The 20,893-nt window shown below is 53.8% G+C and carries 17 protein-coding genes; 13 read left to right on the forward strand and 4 right to left on the reverse strand.

All coding sequences use genetic code 11. The annotated features are described in order from the left end of the window. The first annotated feature begins 247 nt into the window (after positions 1-247). The 9 genes from ndk (at position 248) to der (ending at position 10,512) form a co-directional block, all read left to right on the forward strand. On the forward strand, positions 248-679 hold the full coding sequence (gene ndk / locus LJ739_RS01690; protein ID WP_229156865.1) for a nucleoside-diphosphate kinase: 432 nt from the start codon (positions 248-250) through the stop codon (positions 677-679). Positions 680-812: 133 nt separating this feature from the next. After that, positions 813-1,949 (forward strand): bifunctional tRNA (adenosine(37)-C2)-methyltransferase TrmG/ribosomal RNA large subunit methyltransferase RlmN, encoded by a 1,137-nt coding sequence (locus LJ739_RS01695; RefSeq protein WP_229156866.1) that lies wholly within the window; start codon positions 813-815, stop codon positions 1,947-1,949. Between the two features lie 30 nt (positions 1,950-1,979). Continuing rightward, positions 1,980-3,503 carry a type IV pilus biogenesis/stability protein PilW gene (gene pilW / locus LJ739_RS01700; protein WP_229156867.1) on the forward strand — a complete coding sequence of 508 codons (1,524 nt, stop codon included), beginning with the start codon at positions 1,980-1,982 and terminating at the stop codon, positions 3,501-3,503. Continuing rightward, complete coding sequence (locus LJ739_RS01705) at positions 3,503-4,525, forward strand: RodZ domain-containing protein (RefSeq protein WP_229156868.1); 1,023 nt, start codon at positions 3,503-3,505, stop codon at positions 4,523-4,525. Before pilW ends, LJ739_RS01705 begins: the two co-directional genes overlap by 1 nt. Positions 4,526-4,550: 25 nt before the next feature. Further along, a complete protein-coding gene (gene ispG / locus LJ739_RS01710) occupies positions 4,551-5,669 on the forward strand; it encodes a flavodoxin-dependent (E)-4-hydroxy-3-methylbut-2-enyl-diphosphate synthase (RefSeq protein WP_229156869.1) in 1,119 nt (372 codons plus the stop codon). 122 nt (positions 5,670-5,791) lie between these two features. After that, complete coding sequence (hisS, locus tag LJ739_RS01715) at positions 5,792-7,081, forward strand: histidine--tRNA ligase (protein WP_229156870.1); 1,290 nt, start codon at positions 5,792-5,794, stop codon at positions 7,079-7,081. Between the two features lie 42 nt (positions 7,082-7,123). Beyond that, on the forward strand, positions 7,124-7,759 hold the full coding sequence (locus LJ739_RS01720; protein WP_229156871.1) for a YfgM family protein: 636 nt from the start codon (positions 7,124-7,126) through the stop codon (positions 7,757-7,759). 10 nt (positions 7,760-7,769) lie between these two features. Further along, positions 7,770-8,996, forward strand: a complete 1,227-nt coding sequence (gene bamB, locus LJ739_RS01725) for an outer membrane protein assembly factor BamB (protein WP_229156872.1) — start codon at positions 7,770-7,772, stop codon at positions 8,994-8,996. Positions 8,997-9,063: 67 nt separating this feature from the next. After that, entirely contained in the window at positions 9,064-10,512 is a 1,449-nt protein-coding gene (der, locus tag LJ739_RS01730) for a ribosome biogenesis GTPase Der (RefSeq protein ID WP_229156873.1), read from the forward strand. A gap of 49 nt (positions 10,513-10,561) precedes the next feature. Here the strand turns inward: der and LJ739_RS01735 are convergent, their stop codons facing one another. After that, positions 10,562-12,151, reverse strand: a complete 1,590-nt coding sequence (locus LJ739_RS01735; protein WP_229156874.1) for a cytochrome-c peroxidase — start codon at positions 12,149-12,151, stop codon at positions 10,562-10,564. A 165-nt stretch (positions 12,152-12,316) separates the two neighbouring features. Between LJ739_RS01735 and LJ739_RS01740 the strand changes: the two genes are divergently transcribed. Then, a complete protein-coding gene (locus LJ739_RS01740) occupies positions 12,317-13,708 on the forward strand; it encodes an ATP-binding protein (RefSeq protein ID WP_229156875.1) in 1,392 nt (463 codons plus the stop codon). An 8-nt stretch (positions 13,709-13,716) separates the two neighbouring features. Next, positions 13,717-14,397 (forward strand): response regulator, encoded by a 681-nt coding sequence (locus LJ739_RS01745; protein WP_229156876.1) that lies wholly within the window; start codon positions 13,717-13,719, stop codon positions 14,395-14,397. On the opposite strand, the gene xseA is transcribed toward LJ739_RS01745, so the two are convergent. Beyond that, a complete protein-coding gene (gene xseA / locus LJ739_RS01750) occupies positions 14,394-15,746 on the reverse strand; it encodes an exodeoxyribonuclease VII large subunit (RefSeq protein WP_229156877.1) in 1,353 nt (450 codons plus the stop codon). The genes LJ739_RS01745 and xseA overlap by 4 nt on opposite strands. Positions 15,747-15,854: 108 nt before the next feature. On the opposite strand from xseA, the gene guaB reads away from it, so the two are divergent. Together guaB and guaA are read left to right on the forward strand one after the other, a co-directional pair. Beyond that, complete coding sequence (guaB, locus tag LJ739_RS01755) at positions 15,855-17,324, forward strand: IMP dehydrogenase (protein ID WP_229156878.1); 1,470 nt, start codon at positions 15,855-15,857, stop codon at positions 17,322-17,324. A gap of 69 nt (positions 17,325-17,393) precedes the next feature. Then, the gene (gene guaA, locus LJ739_RS01760; RefSeq protein WP_229156879.1) at positions 17,394-18,971 is read left to right on the forward strand and encodes a glutamine-hydrolyzing GMP synthase; all 1,578 of its coding nucleotides are present in this window, start codon (positions 17,394-17,396) and stop codon (positions 18,969-18,971) included. 151 nt (positions 18,972-19,122) lie between these two features. Here guaA and LJ739_RS01765 read toward each other — a convergent pair whose 3' ends face one another. Next, on the reverse strand, positions 19,123-19,827 hold the full coding sequence (locus LJ739_RS01765) for a LytR/AlgR family response regulator transcription factor (RefSeq protein ID WP_229156880.1): 705 nt from the start codon (positions 19,825-19,827) through the stop codon (positions 19,123-19,125). After that, complete coding sequence (locus LJ739_RS01770; protein WP_229156881.1) at positions 19,818-20,888, reverse strand: sensor histidine kinase; 1,071 nt, start codon at positions 20,886-20,888, stop codon at positions 19,818-19,820. Before LJ739_RS01770 ends, LJ739_RS01765 begins: the two co-directional genes overlap by 10 nt. Positions 20,889-20,893 lie beyond the last annotated feature (5 nt).

The following is a 20,893-nucleotide window of genomic DNA, read 5'->3' on the forward strand; positions in this document are numbered from 1 at the left end:
CTGTCGGGAGCTCGCCAGCGTGCACATGATGGCAACTGGCACGCAACGCCTGTCTGGGCGCCTGCATTGGGCAAAACACTCACATCGGTGCGACTTACAAACTACTTACAGATCAGGGCGTTAAGTCACAAGGCGGAAAAATGTTTAATTTTATTAGTCATTTGCGCTCAGATTGCCTATAATTCGCCGCCAAAATTTTAACCAACGCAGACCCTGTCTGCGGTCAATCGTCTAACGGAGATGGGACATGGCCCTGGAACGTACTTTTTCTATCATCAAACCTGATGCCGTCGCTAAAAATGTGATCGGTGTAATCTACAACCGCTTTGAATCTGCCGGCTTGCGCATCGTTGCATCTAAAATGCTGCACATGAGCAAAGAGCAGGCTGAAGGCTTCTATGCTGAGCACAAAGAACGTCCTTTCTTTGGCGCTTTGGTTGAATTCATGACGTCTGGCCCTGTTATGGTTCAGGTTCTGGAAGGTGAAAACGCGGTTCTGAAAAACCGTGAAATCATGGGGGCGACTAACCCTGCAGAAGCACTGGCTGGCACGCTGCGTGCTGACTACGCCGTGTCTATCGACGAAAACGCTGTGCACGGTTCTGATGCACCAGAATCAGCAGCACGCGAAATCGCGTACTTCTTCTCTGAAGAAGAAATCTGCCCTCGCACACGCTAAGACGCGTTGTTCGGCAATAAAGGGGAGCGATTGCTCCCCTTTTGTCGTAGTAAAGGTTGTCTATTTTCTGTACAATTGGCGCGGTGTGAAATCGCACAGAGCCAATCTCGTTCAATACAGGTGAGTTGTTTATATGCCAGAATCTACCGTTACCAAAAAAACCAATCTGCTGGATCTTAACCGGGCGGCAATGCGCGAATTTTTCGCCAGAATTGGTGAAAAACCGTTTCGTGCGGATCAGGTAATGAAGTGGATTTATCAACAAGGTATCAGCAACTTCGAGCAGATGACCAATCTGAACAAAGGGTTGCGTGACAAACTGACCCAATTGTGTGAAGTGCGGGCGCCAGAAATCGCCTACCAACAGAACGCTTCTGATGGCACGATCAAATTCGCGCTCAAGCTAGACGGTGGGCAAGAAGTCGAAGCCGTCTGGATCCCTGAAACTGATCGCGCCACCTTGTGTGTGTCGTCACAGGTGGGCTGTGCGCTGGAATGTACCTTCTGTTCGACCGCTCAACAGGGCTTTAATCGCAACCTGAGTGTGTCGGAAATCATTGGCCAGGTGTGGCGGGTAGCGACCACGATTGGCCTGTCCAACGACACCGCCCGACGTCCGGTGACCAATGTGGTGATGATGGGCATGGGCGAACCGTTGCTCAACCTCAAAAACGTTGTGCCTGCAATGGACATCATGATGGATGACTTCGGCTTTGGTTTGTCCAAGCGTCGGGTAACGCTCAGTACGTCCGGTGTCGTACCTGCACTCGATATGCTGGGTGATCAGATTGATGTGGCGCTGGCCATTTCCCTGCACGCGCCGACCGATGAGTTGCGCAATGAGATCGTACCGATCAATAAAAAATACAATATCGAAACGTTTTTAGCCGGTGTGCGCCGTTATCTGGCCAAGTCTCGGGCCAACCAGGGCAAGGTCACGGTAGAGTACGTGATGCTCAATGGTATCAACGACAGTACTGATCAGGCCCATCAGTTGGCCAAGGTACTGAAAGACACGCCATCGAAAATTAACCTGATCCCCTTCAATCCGTATCCCGGATCGCCCTATACCTGTTCAAGCAATTCACGCATCGACCGGTTCGCTAAAGTCCTGATGGAGTATGGCCTGACCGTGGTTGTGCGCAAAACCCGGGGCGACGATATTGACGCCGCGTGCGGTCAATTGGTCGGTGATGTGGTGGACAGAACGAAAAGAATGTTAAAAAAACAGATGAAGGGAGAGCAAATTTCAGTAAAAATGGCGCACTAGTCCAATGCTGCCAACAAGGTTGTGGGTATCATGCGCATCATATTGATTTTTGTTGTTTTGTTACTGGCCGGTTGTGTCAGCCAACCCTTGCCCAAAGGGTTTAAAGGGGCCGATGAATTTGACCCGGTGGCCGCGGCCAAAACCCGTATTTCTCTCGGTCTGACATACCTGAAAAACGGCAACTACAGCCAGGCTAAATTTAACCTGGACAAAGCCCTGCAGTTTGCGCCACGTCTGGCGGACGCCCATTACAGCATTGCCTACTACTATCAGTTGGTGGGTGAAAATGAACTGGCCGAACAGTCCTATCAGGACGCGATGGATTTCGATCCCCGTAACCCTGACATTGCAAACACCTACGGTGCCTTCTTGTGTCAGCAAGGCAAGTACGAAAAGGCCAAAAGTTTCTTTCTCAAAGCGGTGAACAGCAATAATTATGTGTCGACCGCGGAGACCTTTGAGAACCTGGCGCTGTGTAGTCAGAGTCAGGGGCAGGTCGATGATGCCATTCAATACCTGCAAAATGCCATTAATCACCAGCCGACCCGGGGAAAAAGCCTGTTATTGCTGACTCAGTTGTATGCCGCGCAGGAACAGTGGTTGCAGGCGCGCGATACTTTGCGTAAGTACGAACGTGTTGCCAGTGTATCGGCGGAGACCCTGTGGCTGTCAGTGAAAATCGAACAGGCGCTGGGCAATATGCAAACAGCTCGGGGTTACGGCGACATGTTGGTTGCGATGTATCCGGGCCATCCCAATACCCAGGATTATCTGAAGAAACGTCAACAGCGTGCCAGCTCGGCTGCATCCGAGCGTGTGACTACGAAAGTTGCTGACTCTGCGACTGCGTCGGCCGATATCGCGACTGCCAAACCTGACGTGATTGAGCGTAAACCCGAACCGTTCAAGCCCGAGCCGCAACCGTTTGTGCCTGAGCCTGCTGAGGTCGCCCAAGGGCCAGAGGTTGGCGAGCAAGCGACAGCCGCTGCCAGCGACGACACCCTGGCAGATGAAACGGCTGCGAAGGTGGAACAACCCGCGGACGCCGTGGTGGAAGATGCTGAACAACCAACTGATGTGGTTGAGCGTCAGCCCGAGCCGTTTAAACCTGAGCCGCAACCTGTTGTGCCTGAGACTGCCGAGGTCGCTCAAGGGCCAGAGGTTGAAGAGGCAGCCGCAGCCAGCGACGGCACACTGGCGGATGAATCGGCTGCGACGGCGGAACAATCGGGGGACGCCGCTGTGGAAGATGCCGAACAACAAACGGTCGTCGCTGAACGTCAGCCTGAACCCTTTAAGCCCGAACCGAAGCCATTTGTGCCTGACCCGGCTCCTTCCACACAGGCTGAGCAGGCTGAGACGGTGGAATCCGAAGGGGCAGAACAACCGCTGTATCATACGGTGGCAAAAAATGAGAATTTGTACCGCATATCATTGCTTTATAATTTGAAAATGGCGCGACTGATTGAGTGGAATAACCTCAGTGATGCGTCAGCTATCCGACCGGGTATGCGCTTGTACCTGGTGGACCCCAACACACTAGAGCAGGAATAATGAGCGAAGACCAACAAGAATCCGTACAGGAAGCGCCCCAAGGCCCGGGCCCGCAACTAAAAGCTGCGCGGATAACCGCAGGCCTCAGCGAGGCAGAAGTGGCAGACAAACTGCGCTTGAAAGTCACCAGTATTGTGGCGCTGGAAAACGATCAGATTGATGAACGTATCTCGCTGACCTTTACCCGGGGGTATCTGAAATTGTACGCCCGCCTGGTCAACTTGCCAGAAAGTGACGTGCTGGAGACGTTCGACCGGTTCCACACCCACAGTAAAGAGCCGGCAAAGTTGCAGAGTTTTTCCCGTCGGGTTGCCAAGCAGGCCAGTGATGATCGTCTGATGATGGTGACCTACCTGATCGTCGCGCTGGTTATCGCGTTGGTGGTGGTGTGGTGGTTTCAACAATCAGGCTCTGATGATGGCGACAGCACTCTGTTGTCTGAGCCAGCCTCGTCGTCAGTCAGTACCGCGGCGAACCGACAGGCGGACAATCCGCCTGCCACAACCCGTGATTCATCGGCTGACAATCGTGACAATGCTGCTGAGCAATCCGAGCCGGATACACAGACCCAGTCAACACTGGAGCAGGTTGTAATTACGCCGACAGAGCGTAACGATGAAGTACCGGTCAGTGAGGAACCTCAACCGGCCACCGACACAGGCGCTTCGGCGCAACTGTCTACCCAACAAGCTATGACCGACGATGTGAGTAGCGAGGATATCAACAGCGAGGATACCGGCAGCCCAACGGCTGTGGTTTCAATGCCCGATGCTGCACCGGTTGAACTGGTGTTTGAATTCAGCGGTGATTGCTGGATGAATCTGGTGGACGCCACTGGTGAAGCCATTGCCTATGGGGTTAAAGCCAAAGGACGGGTCATGCCGGTCACCGGCATCCCGCCGTTTGAAGTCACACTGGGCGCGCCGGGCGTGGTCGAGATTTCCTATAACGGTGAGGCCGTGGACATGAGTCAGTTTGACGAGACCCGCACCGCCCGTTTCAACTTGCCATTGGGCGAGTGACCGAGACACACTAAGGTAATTCACTATGTTTACAGATTCACCCATTACCCGCCGTAAATCCACCCGTATTAACGTGGGGAGCGTACCGATTGGTGATGGTGCGCCGATTGCTGTCCAATCGATGACCAATACGCCAACAGTCGATGTGCAGGCGACGGTTGATCAAATCAAACGTATCCAGGCTGTCGGTGGCGAGATTGTGCGTGTCTCTATTCCGACCATGGATGCCGCCGAGGCGTTTAAGGCCATCAAAGCGCAGGTTTCCGTGCCGTTGGTGTGTGACATCCACTTTGATTACCGCATCGCGCTGAAAGTGGCCGAGTATGGCGCCGATTGTTTGCGCATTAATCCCGGCAATATCGGCAATATGGAGCGGGTGCGCTCGGTGGTGGATTGTGCCAAGGACAAAGGGATCCCTATCCGGATTGGCGTGAACGGTGGTTCACTGGAAAAAGATTTGCAGGAAAAGTATGGCGAACCGACTCCCGCAGCCTTGGTGGAGTCTGCCATGCGGCATGTGGATATTCTGGATTCGCTCAACTTTGACCAATTCAAGGTCAGCGTGAAAGCGTCAGATGTGTTTCTGGCCGTCGGTGCTTACCGGGAATTGGCGACGCGCATTGACCAGCCGTTGCATCTGGGCATTACCGAAGCGGGCGGTTTCCGTTCCGGCGCGGTAAAAAGTGCAGTGGGTCTGGGCATGTTACTGGCCGACGGTATCGGCGATACCATCCGAATTTCATTAGCGGCCGACCCGGTGGAAGAAATCAAAGTCGGATTTGATATTCTCAAGTCACTTCGGATCCGTTCCCGTGGTATCAACTTCATTGCCTGTCCGAGCTGTTCACGTCAGGAATTTGATGTGATTGGTACCGTTAATGCACTCGAACAACGGCTCGAAGATATCCTGACACCCATGGATGTGTCTATCATCGGCTGTGTTGTAAATGGGCCCGGCGAAGCGGAAGTGTCAGACCTCGGTTTAACCGGCGCACGCAATATGAGTGGCTTCTACCTCGACGGTAAACGTCAGAAAGAGCGCCTGTCGAATGATGATTTGGTCGACGCGCTGGAAACCCGCATTCGCGCGAAAGCGGCACAGCTTGATGCAACGCGTAAAATTGATATTAAACAGGTGGGCTGAAAGACCTCCACAATGGCCGTTAAGCATTTTACGTTTCTGTTCAAAGCCCCTATAATGCGGGGCTTTTGACGTTTTAACCTGGGCACAGGCCTAACCTTAGCAAACAACAGAGAATTCCCTCAGTGAGCAAACAGATCCAAGCAATTCGCGGTATGAATGATTGCCTTCCCGAGCAGAGCGGGACCTGGCAGTGGGTGGAGCAGCGGATCCGACAAGTGGTGGCCAGTTATGGTTACCAGGAAATTCGAACCCCAGTGGTTGAAAGCACCGACCTGTTTAAACGTTCGATCGGCGAAGTGACTGACATCGTCGAAAAAGAAATGTACACCTTTGATGATCGCAACGGCGATAGTCTGACCTTGCGTCCTGAAAACACGGCCAGTGTCGTGCGCGCCGGTAATGAGCATGGTTTGCTGTATAACCAGCAGCAGCGTTTGTGGTACATGGGACCGATGTTTCGCCATGAGCGTCCGCAAAAAGGCCGCTATCGGCAGTTTCACCAGTTTGGCGTAGAGGCCTTTGGTATCGACGGCCCGGACATTGACGCCGAAGTGATTCTGTTGTCCGCGCGGTTGTGGCAACAATTCGGCATGGCAGAGCAGGTGACACTTGAGATCAACTCACTGGGCTCGAATGAAGCCCGTGCAGCCTACCGAGACGCATTGGTTGCTTACCTGAAAGCCAACGAAGCGGCGCTGGATGAAGATTCGAAACGTCGCATGACCACCAACCCATTGCGGGTATTGGACAGTAAAAATCCTGACGTGCAGGCCGCACTGGCAGACGCGCCGTCGTTGTTGGATCATCTGGATGACGCCTCCAGGCAACATTTTGATGGCTTACGTGAACGATTGGACGATTTGGGTATCAAATATCGGGTTAATCCCCGTCTGGTGCGTGGCCTGGACTACTACAACCGTACCGTTTTTGAATGGGTAACTGACTCTTTGGGAGCTCAGGGTACGGTGTGTGCCGGAGGTCGTTACGACGGCCTGGTTGAGCAACTGGGCGGCAAAGCCACTCCTGCAGTCGGCTTTGCATTGGGTATGGAGCGTCTTGTGTTGTTGCTGGAAACCCTGCAACTGACCTCTGAGGTACCTGGGGCGGTGGATGTTTATGTGACGGCCATGGGTGAAAAAGCAGAAGGGTATGCCCGTCGTCTCTCTGAGCAAGTGCGAGATGCACTACCGGGTATTCGATTGCAAAACCACTGTGGTGGCGGCAACTTCAAAAAGCAGATGAAACGTGCAGACAAAAGTGGCGCTGTACTGGCTCTGATCATTGGTGACAATGAAGCTGACAATCAACAGGTTGGCGTGAAATATTTGCGACACGATCGAGAGCAAGAAACGATTGAAGACAGTGCATTGATTGCGTACTTGCGCAGCAATTTAAGTAGTGAACACAATTAAGGCCGGGTCACAGACCGGGGCCGGCAGTAAGAGGAAGAAATGATGGAACAGTTTGCAACCGAAGAACAACAAGTCGAGGCGATCAAACGCTTCTGGAAAGAAAACGGCATTGCAATCATTGTCGGCGCAGCCGTTGGCTTGGGCGGATTGTGGGGCTGGCGTTATTACAATGCTGAGCAAATCCAAAGCAAAGAAATGGCATCTCTGACCTATCAGCAACAGGTTGAAGCGCTGGCTCAAGACGGTCAGAACAGCCAGGCTCTGGCTTCCTTCGTAGAGCAAAATGAAGGCAAAGGCTATGACATTCTCGGCGCTTTCATGCTCGCTAAAGCCGCCGTCGACAGTGACAAACTGGATGAAGCTGCGAGTCAGCTGAACGTTGTGATTAATCGCAGTGAACAGGTCGCTGTGCAAGACGTTGCGCGCCTGCGTCTGGCCCGTATCTATTCCCAGCAGGCTAACAATGAGCAAGCGTTAGCCACTCTTGATGCAGTAACAACGGCTGCGTTTGATGGTCAGGTGCAGGAAATCCGCGGTGACGTGTACGCTGCGATGGGTCAGTTCGACCAGGCCAAAACCGCTTACGTTGCTGCACTCGCTCAGTCGCAAAGCAACCGACTGGTGGAGATGAAGCTAGATAACCTCGCCGTGTTGGCCACCCAACAAGACGAGGAGTAAGCCATTGAGTATGCGATTTAGCCCTTTGTTGCTTGCCGGTGCACTGGCATTGTCGGGGTGCAGTACGGTATCCGATTGGTTCGCCGATGACGAAGAACTGGAAGTTCGTCGTCTGCCGGACATTGAGGCCCGCTTCACCCCGCAGGTGGTGTGGGAAAAAGACATCGACAACGGTGTCGATCAGTATTTCTCTCGTCTGTCGCCTGCGCTGGGTTACGGTGCTTTGTACGTTGCAAATCGTCAGGGTGGTGTGTTCTCCCTTGATCCTGCCAACGGTAAAACCAACTGGCAGGCGGATTTTGCCACCTTTGATGACAGCGGCTATCTGAGTTTTCTGACGAATCTGTTTTCTGATGGCGTGCCGGCAAAAATTTCAGGTGGCCTGACCCTGGCCTACGAAACGGTGTATTTCGGCACCGAAGATGGGTATGTGTATGCTCTGGATGCCGAAACCGGTGAACAACGCTGGCGTGTCAGCGTGCGTGGCGAAGTACTAGCCCGTCCCGCCGTGGATGAAAACGTGGTCGTGGTCAACACCGGCTCGGGTCAGTTGTTTGGCCTGGATGCTGCCAGTGGCGAGCAATTGTGGCGCTATGAGTCTGAAGTACCTGCTTTGTCACTGCGTGGCATCTCCGCACCTGCTGCCGCCAATGGCGGAGCGATCGTCGGCACAGCGTCAGGAAAGTTGGCAGTTACTCTGCTGGAAACCGGCCAGACCGCATGGGAGCAGCCAATTGCCAAGCCCAGTGGCGCGACTGAACTGGATCGTATCGTGGATATCGACACGGCTCCTGTCGTGTTTGGCGGTGTGATCTACACTATCTCTTACAGCGGCACATTGGCGGCGGTGGAATTGCGCAGCGGCCGGGTAATGTGGAAACGTGAATACAACAGCTACCAGGATTTGGTAGTGCAGGGCAACCAGTTGTTTGTGGTAGACACCAAAAGCAACGTCTACAGCCTCGATCGTCGAAACGGCATCGAGCAGTGGAGTATGGGCCGACTGCGTGGTCGGGAGCTGACCCATGTGGTTGTGGCTAACAATAATGTCGTGGTTGGCGACAAATTTGGTTTCCTGCATTGGCTGGATCGCAATGATGGCAGTCTGGTCGCTCGCCTGGATGTGGGTGGCGATGATGAGGACAACGGTATATACACCGCCCCTGTGGTGGGTGACGATGTGTTATACCTTCAAACCCGAGAAGGCGACGTGTTCGCCGTCAGCACGCCCGAGTAATCTTCTGTATGTCGGGGTGCCGCGGCGTACCCCGACATACACAATACACTGAATCAGGAATACGCATATGTTACCCGTAGTGGCCTTGGTCGGCCGTCCCAATGTGGGCAAATCGACGTTGTTTAATCGACTTACCAATACCCGTGATGCGTTGGTGGCCGATTACCCCGGTTTGACCCGGGATCGCAAGTATGGCCAGGCCAAATATGAAGGCCTGCAGTTTATCGTGGTTGATACCGGCGGTATCAGTGGTGATGAGCAGGGGATTGACGCGGCCATGGCTGAACAGTCATTGCTGGCGGTTGATGAAGCGGATGTGGTGTTATTTCTGGTTGATGCCCGGGCAGGTTTGACACCCGCCGATCAGGGCATTGCAGCCCATTTGCGCAAGCAACAGAAAACCGTTTTTCTGGTCGCTAACAAAGTCGATGGCATCGACGGCGACAGTGAAAGTGCCGAATTCTATGCCTTGGGATTGGGCGAGGTGCATCAGATTGCTGCGGCACATGGCCGTGGCGTTGCCCAGTTGCTGGAGTCTGCCCTCACCCCGATTGAAGAGACCTTCCCGGACATGCGCGTGGTTGAAGTTAAACGCAATGACGATGAGGACGATGCTGAAGCGCAACTGGAGCGGCTGCAGTCACTGCCCATTAAGCTTGCCATTGTTGGTAAGCCGAATGTGGGTAAATCGACCCTGACCAACCGCATACTCGGTGAAGATCGGGTGGTCGTGTATGACATGCCGGGCACCACACGAGACAGCATCTTCATCCCGATGCAACGGGACGAGCGGGAGTATGTGCTGATTGATACCGCCGGTGTACGCAAGCGCAAGAAAGTCTCGGATGCGGTGGAAAAGTTCTCGGTTGTTAAAACGTTGCAAGCCATTGAAGAGGCTAATGTCGTGTTGCTGGTGGTGGATGCACGGGAAGGTATTGCCGATCAGGATCTCAGTTTGCTCGGTTTCATCCTCAATGCCGGCCGCTCGCTGGTGATTGCAGTGAACAAATGGGATGGCCTCGATCAGTCAGTCAAAGAAGACATCAAACGTGAGCTGGATCGTCGGCTTGGTTTTATTGACTTTGCCCGTTTGCATTTCATCTCAGCGTTGCACGGTTCCGGCGTTGGTCATCTGTTTGAATCGGTTCAGGAAGCGTACGCATCGGCGACCAAGCGTATCAGCACATCGTTGCTGACCCGGATCATGGAAATGGCTCAGCAGGATCACCAACCACCATTGGTGCGTGGTCGCCGGGTGAAAATGAAATATGCCCACGCGGGGGGATACAACCCGCCGGTGATCGTGATCCACGGCAACCAGGTGGAAGATCTGCCCGAGGCGTACAAACGTTACATGATGAATTATTTCCGCAAAACCCTGGAAACCATGGGGACGCCGATTAGAATTGAATTCCGTGAAGGCAGCAACCCGTTCGAGGGCAAGAAGAACCAACTGACCCTGTCGCAGCAGCGTAAGCGCAAACGGATGATGTCATTTCATCAGAAGAAGAAATGAAAAAAAGGCGCTGATACAGCGCCTTTTTTTGTGTGTTGAGCCGAGGGGGCTATAAACCGTTGCCAAACTGATCGTGGGGGACCAGCATCTGGTTGTCAGGAAACGTTGCCTCGTCATTGGCATCCAGAATCCACGGTTGCAGACATGCCCTGTCCTGGGTGCATGGGTCGGTGAGGGCGTGTAAAAAGGCCACCAGGTCACCAACCTGGCGGCGACCCAAAGACGCATCCACCGGCAACGGACTGGTGGCCACTGCCTCGCCGCTACGCGCCATCTCGAGCTGCTCTATCACGTCACGGGAGTGCTGATGGGCTGGCTGTTGAAGTGCTTCACAGCTGACCTGGCTCAGCTCAATCACGTCCCTGACTTGCGCCAGTTGGCAAAACGGTGCGTTTTCATTGTCCCTGAAAAGCCGAGCGATATTGCCAGCAGGATTGGTGTAATGCTGCACAACCTCTCGCAACGTCGCATAGGCGCCAGCATGGCCGTAGGGGGCGGTGACACCGACATTGAGCAGGCTTGGGGTGCGGAAGTGATAACGGTCGGCAGGGTTGCCGGTGACCGCTTCACGGCCAATGTCCTGACCGGTCGCCTCATCGGTACCGGGCCCCCATTGGGGAAACCCGACCAGGTGAAAGCGCTGGTCGGTAAAGGCCGGACCATTGTGACAGGCCACACAGCCGGCACCGCCGTCTTGTGGGAAGTTGAAGAACAGCAGTGCGCCCTGTTTTTGTTGTTGACTCAGTGCCCGATCATCACCCTGTAAATAACGTTGCCACGGCGAATTGACGAACAATGCAGACTGCTCGTAGCTGGCCAGCGCCTCGGCAACACGGCGGTAATCGATGGTGTCGTCACCAAAGGCTTCACCAAACAGGGTTTGCCACAGCGTGGGTTCAGAGGGTGCCTCCCCGGCCAGGCGCCCGGACAATGCCGCCCTCAGCGTGTCGTTATCCTGTGCCTGCAGAAAGTCACCGCGCATTTCGGTGGTCGAGGTTACCGGCAGATGCGCTTGTGCCACGGCCAATGACGTACCTGGCTCATAGCGAGGATCGACCGGCGGAGCGTCACCTGCAGCGACACCTTCAGGGGTTGTAATCGCACCGTCCGGTAAGCGGCTTACGCGGCCGTCCCAAAATAGCGCGTTTTCCAGAAAGGCAAGGTTGAAGAAAGTCGGCGCGTGGCGAGGCACATTGGGCAGATGCCGCACATTGTTATCATCATTGGCACTCGGATTGCGACCCTGTCCGAGCAAGTCTGGGTCGTCCTCACCTAAGCTATTGATGGCACCAACCCCTACCGACAGGCTCAATCCGTCACCGCCACCCAGGACCGGATGGTGGCAACTGACGCATGCAGCATCCTTTTCACCGCCGAGGTTCTTGGTGTAGAACAAGTGCTTGCCCAGTTGAACTTTGGGATCCTCCGGGCTGGGCACAGTGGCGTCAACCGGGATTAAGCCCTGAGTTTCAATCACTTCACGCAATTGGGTATCCAATTGATTGTCTGGACGTTGAGGTGATGGACCGGGTAAACCTGGGGGCCTGTTGGGGGGTGGCTGTTGGGCAAAAACAAGGCTGGTGGCGATACAGCTGATGCTCAGCAATCGGGTACCGAAACGGGGGAAGGCCAATCGCATAATGCGCTCCTGTCTGGCTGGGTTGTGTTCGCTGAAGATGCGCCAGCATTGGGCAAAGACTGTGACCCAAATGTGCAAAAAATGGGGAAACGCGTCACCCGGCAGTGCGTTTTAGCCGCCAGCAGGGTAAGGTAGTTTTACCGATGGTTGGCTTTCCCTGAGATTGTGGGCATACAAACAAAATTATTCAGTTACTTTTTGGTGTTCGGCCTGATACTGGTCTCGGCGACGGTATTGCTGGTTCAGGATGCGCTCGACCGAGGCATGATTGAGTATGTTAATACCCGTGATAGGGATGCCATGGCTGACGCCATACAGGCGCTCGAGTCGGTGTACCAGCGGGACGGGAACTGGCAGAGTCTGGCGGGACAACCCCGTTATTTTCGTCGTGTGATTGAAGACAGTTTGTCCCGGGCTGGCCTGAATCCTCCACGCCAGCCACCTCCGCCGCCGCGAGGTTCGCGTCAGCTGCCGCCACCCCAACCGCAACAGCGATTGGTTCATGCATTGCTGGATGCTGACAAACAGCCCATCGCAGGACGCTACCCCGAAGGGCGCAACTACACCTATTTACCCCTCAGACATGAGCAAGCCATCGTTGGGTTTCTGGCCATCAGTCAGCGAGAGCATCTGACCGCCGGTTATGATCTGTCGTTTGTGACCGACATTCAGCAACGATTGTGGTGGTGGGGCAGTGTGCTGGTCGGGCTATGTGTGTTGCTGACTTATCCTCTGGCCCGTCATTTGACGCTGCCGGTGCGGCGTATAACCGCAGCCGTGCACAACCTGACCAAAGGTCACTATGATGAACCACTTGATATTCAACGCAAAGACGAGTTAGGCGCGTTGGTCAATGACTTAAACACCCTGACCACCACGTTGGCCGCCAACCATCAGGCCCGGGACCGCTGGCTGGCTGAGATTTCCCACGAGTTGCGTACGCCGCTGACGGTGCTGCGCGGACAACTTGAGGCGATGGAAGACGGCGTTCGGCCGATGACCGCTGACGCCATCAGTCTGGCCCGCAAAGAGGTGGAACAGTTGCAGCGATTGGTTGAAGATTTGCAAACCTTGTCGCGGCTGGACCTTGGGGCGCTCAGCTACCAGATGCAATCCCTCGATCTGAGAGAGTGGCTGCCTGGCTGGTTACACCGACACGATGATACGCTGTCGAAACAGGGTATTGACTGGACACTGGATGATGGCAACGGTGATATGCAGGTACAGGGCGACCCGGTGCGCCTGCAGCAATTGGTGGACAATCTGGTCACTAACACGGTGCGCTATGCTAAAGGGGCCACTTGCCTGCACTGGCGCCTGCATGCTGACAACAACGGCATACAATTGAGCGCCGAAGACAACGGTGAAGGCGTCAGTGATGACGATTTGGCCCGTTTGTGTGAACCCCTGTTTCAGTCGGTCGGGCATGCACAAAACCGGGGCCTGGGTCTGGGCCTGACCATCTGTCGGCGCATTGTCGAGGCCCACGGAGGCACATTAACCCCTTTTCATAGCGACAAAGGGGGATTGGGTGTGCGCATTCTGTTGCGCCGCTGAGGAGCGTTATGAATACAACAGGTCACGTATTGATCGTTGAGGATGAACCTCAACTGGCGGCATTGCTGTCAGACTACTGTCACCGGGATGGCTATCAGGTGACGTGTCTGGACAATGGTAATGATGTGGCGCCTTTTCTGGCTAAAACCTCGGTGGATGCATTGTTGCTGGATTTGATGTTACCGGGAAAAGACGGGCTGACGGTGTGTCGGGAATTGCGTCAACACAGTGACATACCGGTGCTGATGATGACGGCTAAAGTGGAGGAGATCGACCGCCTGTTGGGTCTTGAACTGGGCGCCGATGACTACATCTGCAAACCGTATAGCCCGCGGGAAGTTATGGCGCGGCTTAAAGCTGTGCTGCGGCGCAGTCGTGTCCGTGAAATCCCCTGCAGCGCAGGTATCCGTTTACAAAAAGGTCAGTTGCGGGTGTCTTACCATGACCAGCACATCGACCTGACCGGGATTGAATTTGGTATGGTGGAGCTGTTGTCCAGTCAGCCTGAACGGATTTTTTCCCGACAGCAGCTGATGGACAGTGTGTACACCGATCATCGGGTTGTCAGCGACCGCACCATCGACAGCCACATCAAAAAATTGCGCAAAAAACTCGATCAACTGGGCGCCAATGACTGGATTCAGTCGGTTTACGGGGTCGGGTACCGTTGGCATCCACCGCAGGATTAATCGGCTTTTTGCCCGGTTACCTGGCTGTGGATTTCACCGTCGGCCACTTTGGTCACCAGGGTATCTCCCCGTTCGACTTGCTGCACCGATTTAACCACATTTCCACTGCCATCAAAGGCGATGCTATAGCCCCGTGCCAGGGTTGCCAGCGGGCTGACGGTATCAAGTAGCTGGGCGCCACCATGAACCCGTTGACGGGCATCTTTCAATTGATTGTTGATGGCATGACGCAACCGTTGGGCAAGATCCCGTTGTTCGGCGGCGGCCAGACTGATCCGTCGTGCGGGCGTTGCGCGGGTCAACCGAAGTAGCTGATTGTCGCAGCGTTGGCTGGCGCGGTTCAGACTGCGTTGCATTGCACCATGCAGTTGTAAAGCCCATTGATCAAGGCGCTGACTCTGCTGCTGCAATTGCTGTTGAGGGTGATATTGCTGCAGGCGACTGGTGGCCAGGGCACTGCGGTGCTGGCAGTGACGCAGCAGGTGTCGGAAAGCCTGCTGCAGCTTGCTTTGCAATGTGGTAAGCCGTTGGCCCATTTCATCCTGGTGCTGACTGAGCAATTCGGCCGCAGCGGATGGGGTAGGGGCGCGTAAGTCGGCGACATAGTCACAGATGGTAAAATCGATTTCGTGACCTACAGCGCTGACGATGGGCAAGGGGGAGTCGTAGATCGCCCGGGCCAGCGCTTCATCGTTGAAGCACCATAGGTCTTCCAGTGAGCCACCGCCCCGTCCAAGGATCAGTACATCTACTTCTGCCCGTCGGTTGGCAGTGGCCAGTGCGCCAATCAATTGAGCAGCGGCTGTGTCTCCCTGAACCTGTGACGGATAGACAATCACTTCGATAGACGGGTTACGTCGCTTAAGCACGGTCAGGATATCGTGCAGTGCGGCCCCTGTGGCAGAGGTGATGACGCCAATGCGGCGTACGTGGGTTGGCAAGGCCTGCTTGTGCTCTTGGGCGAACAGGCCTTCAGCCATCAGCTTGGCTTTGAGTTGTTCAAACTGTTGTTTCAGCAAGCCCTCGCCGGCGGGCTCGAGGTGTTCAATCACCAGTTGGTAGTCGCCACGGGGTTCGTACAATCCCACACTGGCCCTGACCAATACCTTATCACCCTCTTTGGGCCGTTGGGTGACACGCCGGTTGGCGCCCCGAAACATCGCCGCCCTGACCTGGGCGCGTTCATCTTTGAGGGTGAAATACCAATGGCCGGAACTGGCGGCGACAAAATTGGAGATCTCGGCGGATAACCAGATCAGGCCGATTTCGCTCTCCAGGATCATCCGTGCAAAACGGTTTAACTGCGTGACGGAATAGATATTGGAACGGCCGTTGGATTGCGAAGACATGGTTCTCCAAAAAAATGACAGAAGATCGAAAAAATCGAGTTTACCTGATAAAGCAAACCGGCTACAATTGCGCCGCAACTAAAACCCCCCAATCAAAGGTGTTGTTGCATGTTGCGGATCGCTAAAGAAGCCCTAACTTTTGACGATGTGTTGCTGGTTCCCGGCCACTCAAACGTCCTCCCTCACACAGCCAGTCTGAAGACCCGATTGACCCGTGGCGTGACCCTGAATATTCCCCTTGTATCGGCAGCGATGGACACTGTTTCCGAGGCAACCCTGGCCATTGCACTGGCCCAGGAAGGTGGGATTGGTTTTATCCACAAGAACATGACCCCGGAAGATCAGGCCCGTCATGTGCGTATGGTAAAAAAATACGAAAGTGGTGTGGTCTCTGATCCGGTTACGGTAACCCCTGATGCCACCATCGGTGAAGTCAATGCATTGGCTGACCAGCACGGCTTTTCCGGATTCCCTGTCGTCGACAAAGACAATAACCTGGTCGGTATCGTGACCGGTCGGGATTTGCGTTTTGAGACCCGCTTCGATCAGCCGATTACCTCGGTAATGACCCAGAAAGACAACCTGATCACGGTTAATGAGGGTGCCGACCCGAATGAAGTGTTGGCCATGATGCATGAGCACCGGGTGGAAAAAATCCTGGTGGTCGACAATGCGTTCAAACTGAAAGGCCTGATCACGGTTAAAGATTTTAAGAAAGCAGAGAGCAAACCCAATGCGTGTAAAGATGAATTGGGACGTCTGCGTGTCGGTGCTGCAGTAGGCGTTGGCCCGGGTACTGAAGAGCGTATTGCTCTGTTGGTTGAAGCCGGTGTGGATGTGTTACTGATTGACACCAGCCATGGTCATTCGGAAGGCGTTATCCAACGGGTAAGAACCACCCGCGAAGCCTATCCTGAACTTCAGATCATCGCTGGTAATGTGGCGACTGCTGAAGGTGCCCTGGCGCTGGCCGATGCGGGCGTGGATGCGGTCAAGGTCGGTATTGGCCCTGGTTCAATCTGTACCACCCGTATCGTTACCGGGTGTGGCGTACCACAGATAACCGCCATCGCGGATGCCGTAGATGCCCTTGCCAGCCGCGACATTCCTGTGATTGCAGACGGTGGTATCCGTTTCTCCGGTGACATCGCAAAAGCCCTGGTAGCAGGCGCAAGTTCGGTGATGGTGGGCAGCATGCTGGCCGGTACTGAAGAAGCCCCAGGTGAAGTGGAGCTGTATCAGGGACGCTACTATAAGTCGTATCGTGGTATGGGCTCTCTGGGTGCCATGAACCAAAGCCATGGTTCATCAGACCGGTATTTCCAGGACAGCAAAAACGCCGAAAAACTGGTACCTGAGGGTATCGAAGGCCGCGTTGCTTACAAAGGTCCTATCGCAACCATTATCCATCAGCAGATGGGGGGATTACGGTCTGCCATGGGCTTGACCGGTTGTGCCACCATCGAAGAACTGCGCACCAAGCCGCAATTCGTCAAAGTGACAGCGGCTGGCATGGGCGAGTCCCATGTTCATGACGTGAGCATTACCAAAGAAGCCCCCAACTACCGGATGGGCTAAGTTAGACAGCATTACACCGCGGGTCAGTTTTCTGGCCCGCACTTTTTTATCCTTCATGCGGAAACACAGATGACCACAAATATCCATGACCAGCGCATACTGATCCTCGATTTCGGTTCCCAGTACACTCAGTTGATTGCCCGTCGCGTGCGGGAAATCGGTGTGTATTGTGAGCTGTGGGCGTGGGATGTCAGTGAAGAGCAGATCAAGGCATTCAACCCGCAAGGGATCATATTGTCCGGCGGGCCTGAGTCCGTTACCGAAGCCGGTTCACCCCGAGCGCCGGAGTATGTTTTCAATGCCGGCGTACCGGTGTTGGGCGTATGCTACGGCATGCAAACCATGGCTGAGCAATTGGGTGGTTCGGTGCAGGGCTCCGATATTCGCGAATTTGGCTATGCCAAGGTTGACGTGATTGAACCCAGTCCTTTGTTCGCCGCGATTGAAGATCACATCAGCGACAGCGGCAATGCCCAGCTTGACGTGTGGATGAGCCATGGCGATAAAGTGTCTGCCATTCCACCGGGCTTCAAAACCCTGGCCACCACCGACAGTTGCCCGTTTGCGGCGATGATGCATGAGGAAAAGCGCTTCTACGGCGTGCAATTCCACCCTGAAGTGACCCACACCCGTCAGGGGCTGCGGATCCTGACCCAATTCGTGATGGACATCTGTGGTTGTGAAAAATTGTGGACCCCGGCCAGCATCATTGAAGACGCCGTTGAGCGTATCAAGGAGCAGGTGGGCGACGATGAAGTGATCCTCGGCCTGTCCGGCGGGGTGGACTCGTCAGTCACCGCGATGCTGTTGCACCGCGCTATCGGCGCGCAACTGACCTGTGTGTTTGTCGACAACGGCCTGTTGCGCCTTAACGAAGGGCAACAGGTGATGGACATGTTCGGCAATCACTTTGGCCTCAACATCGTTAAAGTGGATGCTGAAGACCGTTTCCTCAATGCTCTCAGCGGCGAAATGGATCCGGAAGCCAAGCGTAAAATCATCGGTCACGAATTTGTTGAGGTGTTTGATGAGCAGGCCGCCAAGCTGAAAAATGCCAAGTGGCTGGCCCAAGGCACGATTTATCCGGACGTGATTGAGTCTGCCGGCTCCAAAACCGGTAAGGCCCACGTGATCAAATCTCACCACAACGTCGGTGGATTGCCGGAAGACATGGAACTGGGTCTGGTCGAGCCGCTGCGTGAATTGTTTAAAGATGAAGTGCGTAAGATTGGTCTCGAACTGGGTCTGCCGTATGACATGCTGTATCGCCATCCGTTCCCGGGTCCGGGTCTGGGTGTGCGTGTACTGGGCGAGGTGAAAAAAGAGTACTGCGATCTGCTGCGCCGTGCCGACGCCATTTTCATCGAAGAACTGCACGCAGCCGATCTGTACCACAAAGTCAGCCAGGCATTTACCGTGTTCCTGCCGGTGCGCTCTGTTGGTGTGATGGGCGATGCCCGGAAGTACGATTGGGTGGTATCGTTGCGCGCGGTTGAAACCATCGATTTTATGACCGCCCATTGGGCACACCTGCCGTACGACTTTCTGGGGCGGGTGTCGAACCGTATCATTAATGAAGTCGACGGTATTTCACGGGTGGTGTATGACGTGTCGGGCAAACCCCCGGCCACCATTGAGTGGGAATAAACGTAAGGGTCGTAACTCATTGCAATACAACATTTTTGTGATGCAATATTGCGCGACTCTCAAACCAAACAAAAGCCTTGCTCAGCAAGGCTTTTGTTTTTCATGAACATGACAGGTTAAGTGCATACGGCTCGACATCAAAGGCTGTTATCTACAGGCTAAGCAGCATCTTTAATCGGGCAGACTGATTTCTGGAAACATCTAGTTCCATGCCATCCTGCATGACGAGTCGGTAGTTTCCGTTGACCCAAAGTGATATGTCTGCAACGTAATGAAGATTTACAATATGTTGGCGGCTTATTCTGAAGAATTGCTGCGGATGAAGTCGCTTTTCGATGCTACCGAGTGATTTAGGAATGAGTGGCTTATTGTCTTTGAAGTAGACTCTTGAATAGTTGCCGCAGCTTTCGAATAGTGCAATATCCTGTAAGCTTGCCAACCAGCAACGCTCGCCATCTTTGAGGAAAATTTTACTGTCTGAATTTAGCCTATCGTCCTTCTCGGTGTCTGGCTGTGTATTGATTTTTTTGATGGCTTGTTCAAGACGAGCGGCATTGATGGGTTTAAGTAAGTAATCTAATGCATTGTATTCGAAGGACTTTATGGCGTATTGGTCGTATGCTGTGGTAAAGATTACGTGGGGAAGGTGTTCCAGTGTTTCCAGCACCCAGAAGCCATCCTGTCCGGGCAACTGTATGTCTAAAAACAAAACATCAGGCCGGTGAGTTTCGACCAGTTTGACCGCTTGTTCTGCGTTTTCCGCTTCAGCCACAACAGCTATGTCGGCATAGGGAGCCAGCAGTGCTTTGAGTTCTGAACGGGCCAGACGAGAATCTTCGACGATGACTACTCGCATGTTTCATACTCCACTGGCAACCACACTCGGGCTTCAATCAAATCTTGCTGTTGCTGAAGTGAAAAGCTCGCGTGGGTCGCATACATCAATAACAATCTTTCGGTGATATTCAACAGGCCTGTGCCGGTACTATTGGGATTGTCGGTTATGTGTTGTTTAGTGTCTAACTTGCCCGGATTGGTCACCAATATTTCAAGTCGTTTTTTTGAAATTTTTGTTGTAATCACCAATTCACCGCCGCCAGGCTCATTAGCAATACCGTGTTTTATGGCGTTTTCCACCAGTAACTGCAACAACATTACCGGGATCAGGCAAGGCTCACTTTGCGGGTCAATTTGCATGCTGACGATCAGCCTGTTCTCATAATGCAGCTTCGCTAAGGCGATAAATTCATTGACCAGGAGCAACTCTTTGCGGAGCGGAATTTTGTCCTTGTGAGTGCCGGACAATGAGTGGCGTAACACTTCAGCCAGGCTGCTTATTGCAGCTCTGGCTGCAGTGACATCTTCCAGCATTAAGCCTCTGATATTATTCAGGCAATTGAACATGAAATGAGGGTTTATCTGGCCCTTTAAAGCATTCAGTTCAGCTTCTTTTAGACTGGCACTTAACCTGAGTACTTCGACGTCACTCTTATTGGCGCGGTGCAGGTATTTTATGGCGTAGTACAACAATGTCCAAATCAACAAGATAGGTAGCAACTGGAAATAATTGGTGAGGATATGATCTACATTGTGGGCCACTGATAATTTGGTTTTACCGGACAAAAGCAGCCGGTCTAACAAGGCGAAAGTCAGATAAATCGCCTGCACAAAACATATGGCTGACACAATGCAAACACCCGTGCAACTCAGAGTCAGTGTCCAGGGGGATAGGGACCTGAATCGGGTACTTGTGTAGATTTTTCTCATGACCAAGGTGATTGCCAGCCCAAAGAGGGCGAAAAGCATCGCCAACGGGATGCCTTTCGTCATTGGATAATTCTGAATCCAGAACGATACCATCTGGGCAATAGCAAACAGGCTCCATCCTGTAATTTGTAATGACCAAAAGGTGCTCATTCGAG

It is taken from the genome of Fluctibacter halophilus (assembly GCF_020687825.1).
GTDB classification, from domain to species: Bacteria; Pseudomonadota; Gammaproteobacteria; order Enterobacterales; family Alteromonadaceae; genus Fluctibacter; species Fluctibacter halophilus.

Bases quoted from the DNA above. Each gene is read 5' to 3' on its own strand.
- LJ739_RS01705 (WP_229156868.1), top strand. From the start codon at position 3,503: ATGAGCGAAGACCAACAAGAATCCGTACAGGAAGCGCCCCAAGGCCCG.
- guaB (WP_229156878.1), top strand. From the start codon at position 15,855: ATGTTGCGGATCGCTAAAGAAGCCCTAACTTTTGACGATGTGTTGCTG.
- LJ739_RS01695 (WP_229156866.1), top strand. From the start codon at position 813: ATGCCAGAATCTACCGTTACCAAAAAAACCAATCTGCTGGATCTTAAC.
- ndk (WP_229156865.1), top strand. From the start codon at position 248: ATGGCCCTGGAACGTACTTTTTCTATCATCAAACCTGATGCCGTCGCT.
- der (WP_229156873.1), top strand. From the start codon at position 9,064: ATGTTACCCGTAGTGGCCTTGGTCGGCCGTCCCAATGTGGGCAAATCG.
- LJ739_RS01720 (WP_229156871.1), top strand. From the start codon at position 7,124: ATGGAACAGTTTGCAACCGAAGAACAACAAGTCGAGGCGATCAAACGC.
- bamB (WP_229156872.1), top strand. From the start codon at position 7,770: ATGCGATTTAGCCCTTTGTTGCTTGCCGGTGCACTGGCATTGTCGGGG.
- xseA (WP_229156877.1), bottom strand. From the start codon at position 15,746: ATGTCTTCGCAATCCAACGGCCGTTCCAATATCTATTCCGTCACGCAG.
- ispG (WP_229156869.1), top strand. From the start codon at position 4,551: ATGTTTACAGATTCACCCATTACCCGCCGTAAATCCACCCGTATTAAC.
- pilW (WP_229156867.1), top strand. From the start codon at position 1,980: ATGCGCATCATATTGATTTTTGTTGTTTTGTTACTGGCCGGTTGTGTC.
- LJ739_RS01765 (WP_229156880.1), bottom strand. From the start codon at position 19,827: ATGCGAGTAGTCATCGTCGAAGATTCTCGTCTGGCCCGTTCAGAACTC.
- LJ739_RS01745 (WP_229156876.1), top strand. From the start codon at position 13,717: ATGAATACAACAGGTCACGTATTGATCGTTGAGGATGAACCTCAACTG.
- LJ739_RS01735 (WP_229156874.1), bottom strand. From the start codon at position 12,151: ATGCGATTGGCCTTCCCCCGTTTCGGTACCCGATTGCTGAGCATCAGC.
- LJ739_RS01770 (WP_229156881.1), bottom strand. From the start codon at position 20,888: ATGAGCACCTTTTGGTCATTACAAATTACAGGATGGAGCCTGTTTGCT.
- guaA (WP_229156879.1), top strand. From the start codon at position 17,394: ATGACCACAAATATCCATGACCAGCGCATACTGATCCTCGATTTCGGT.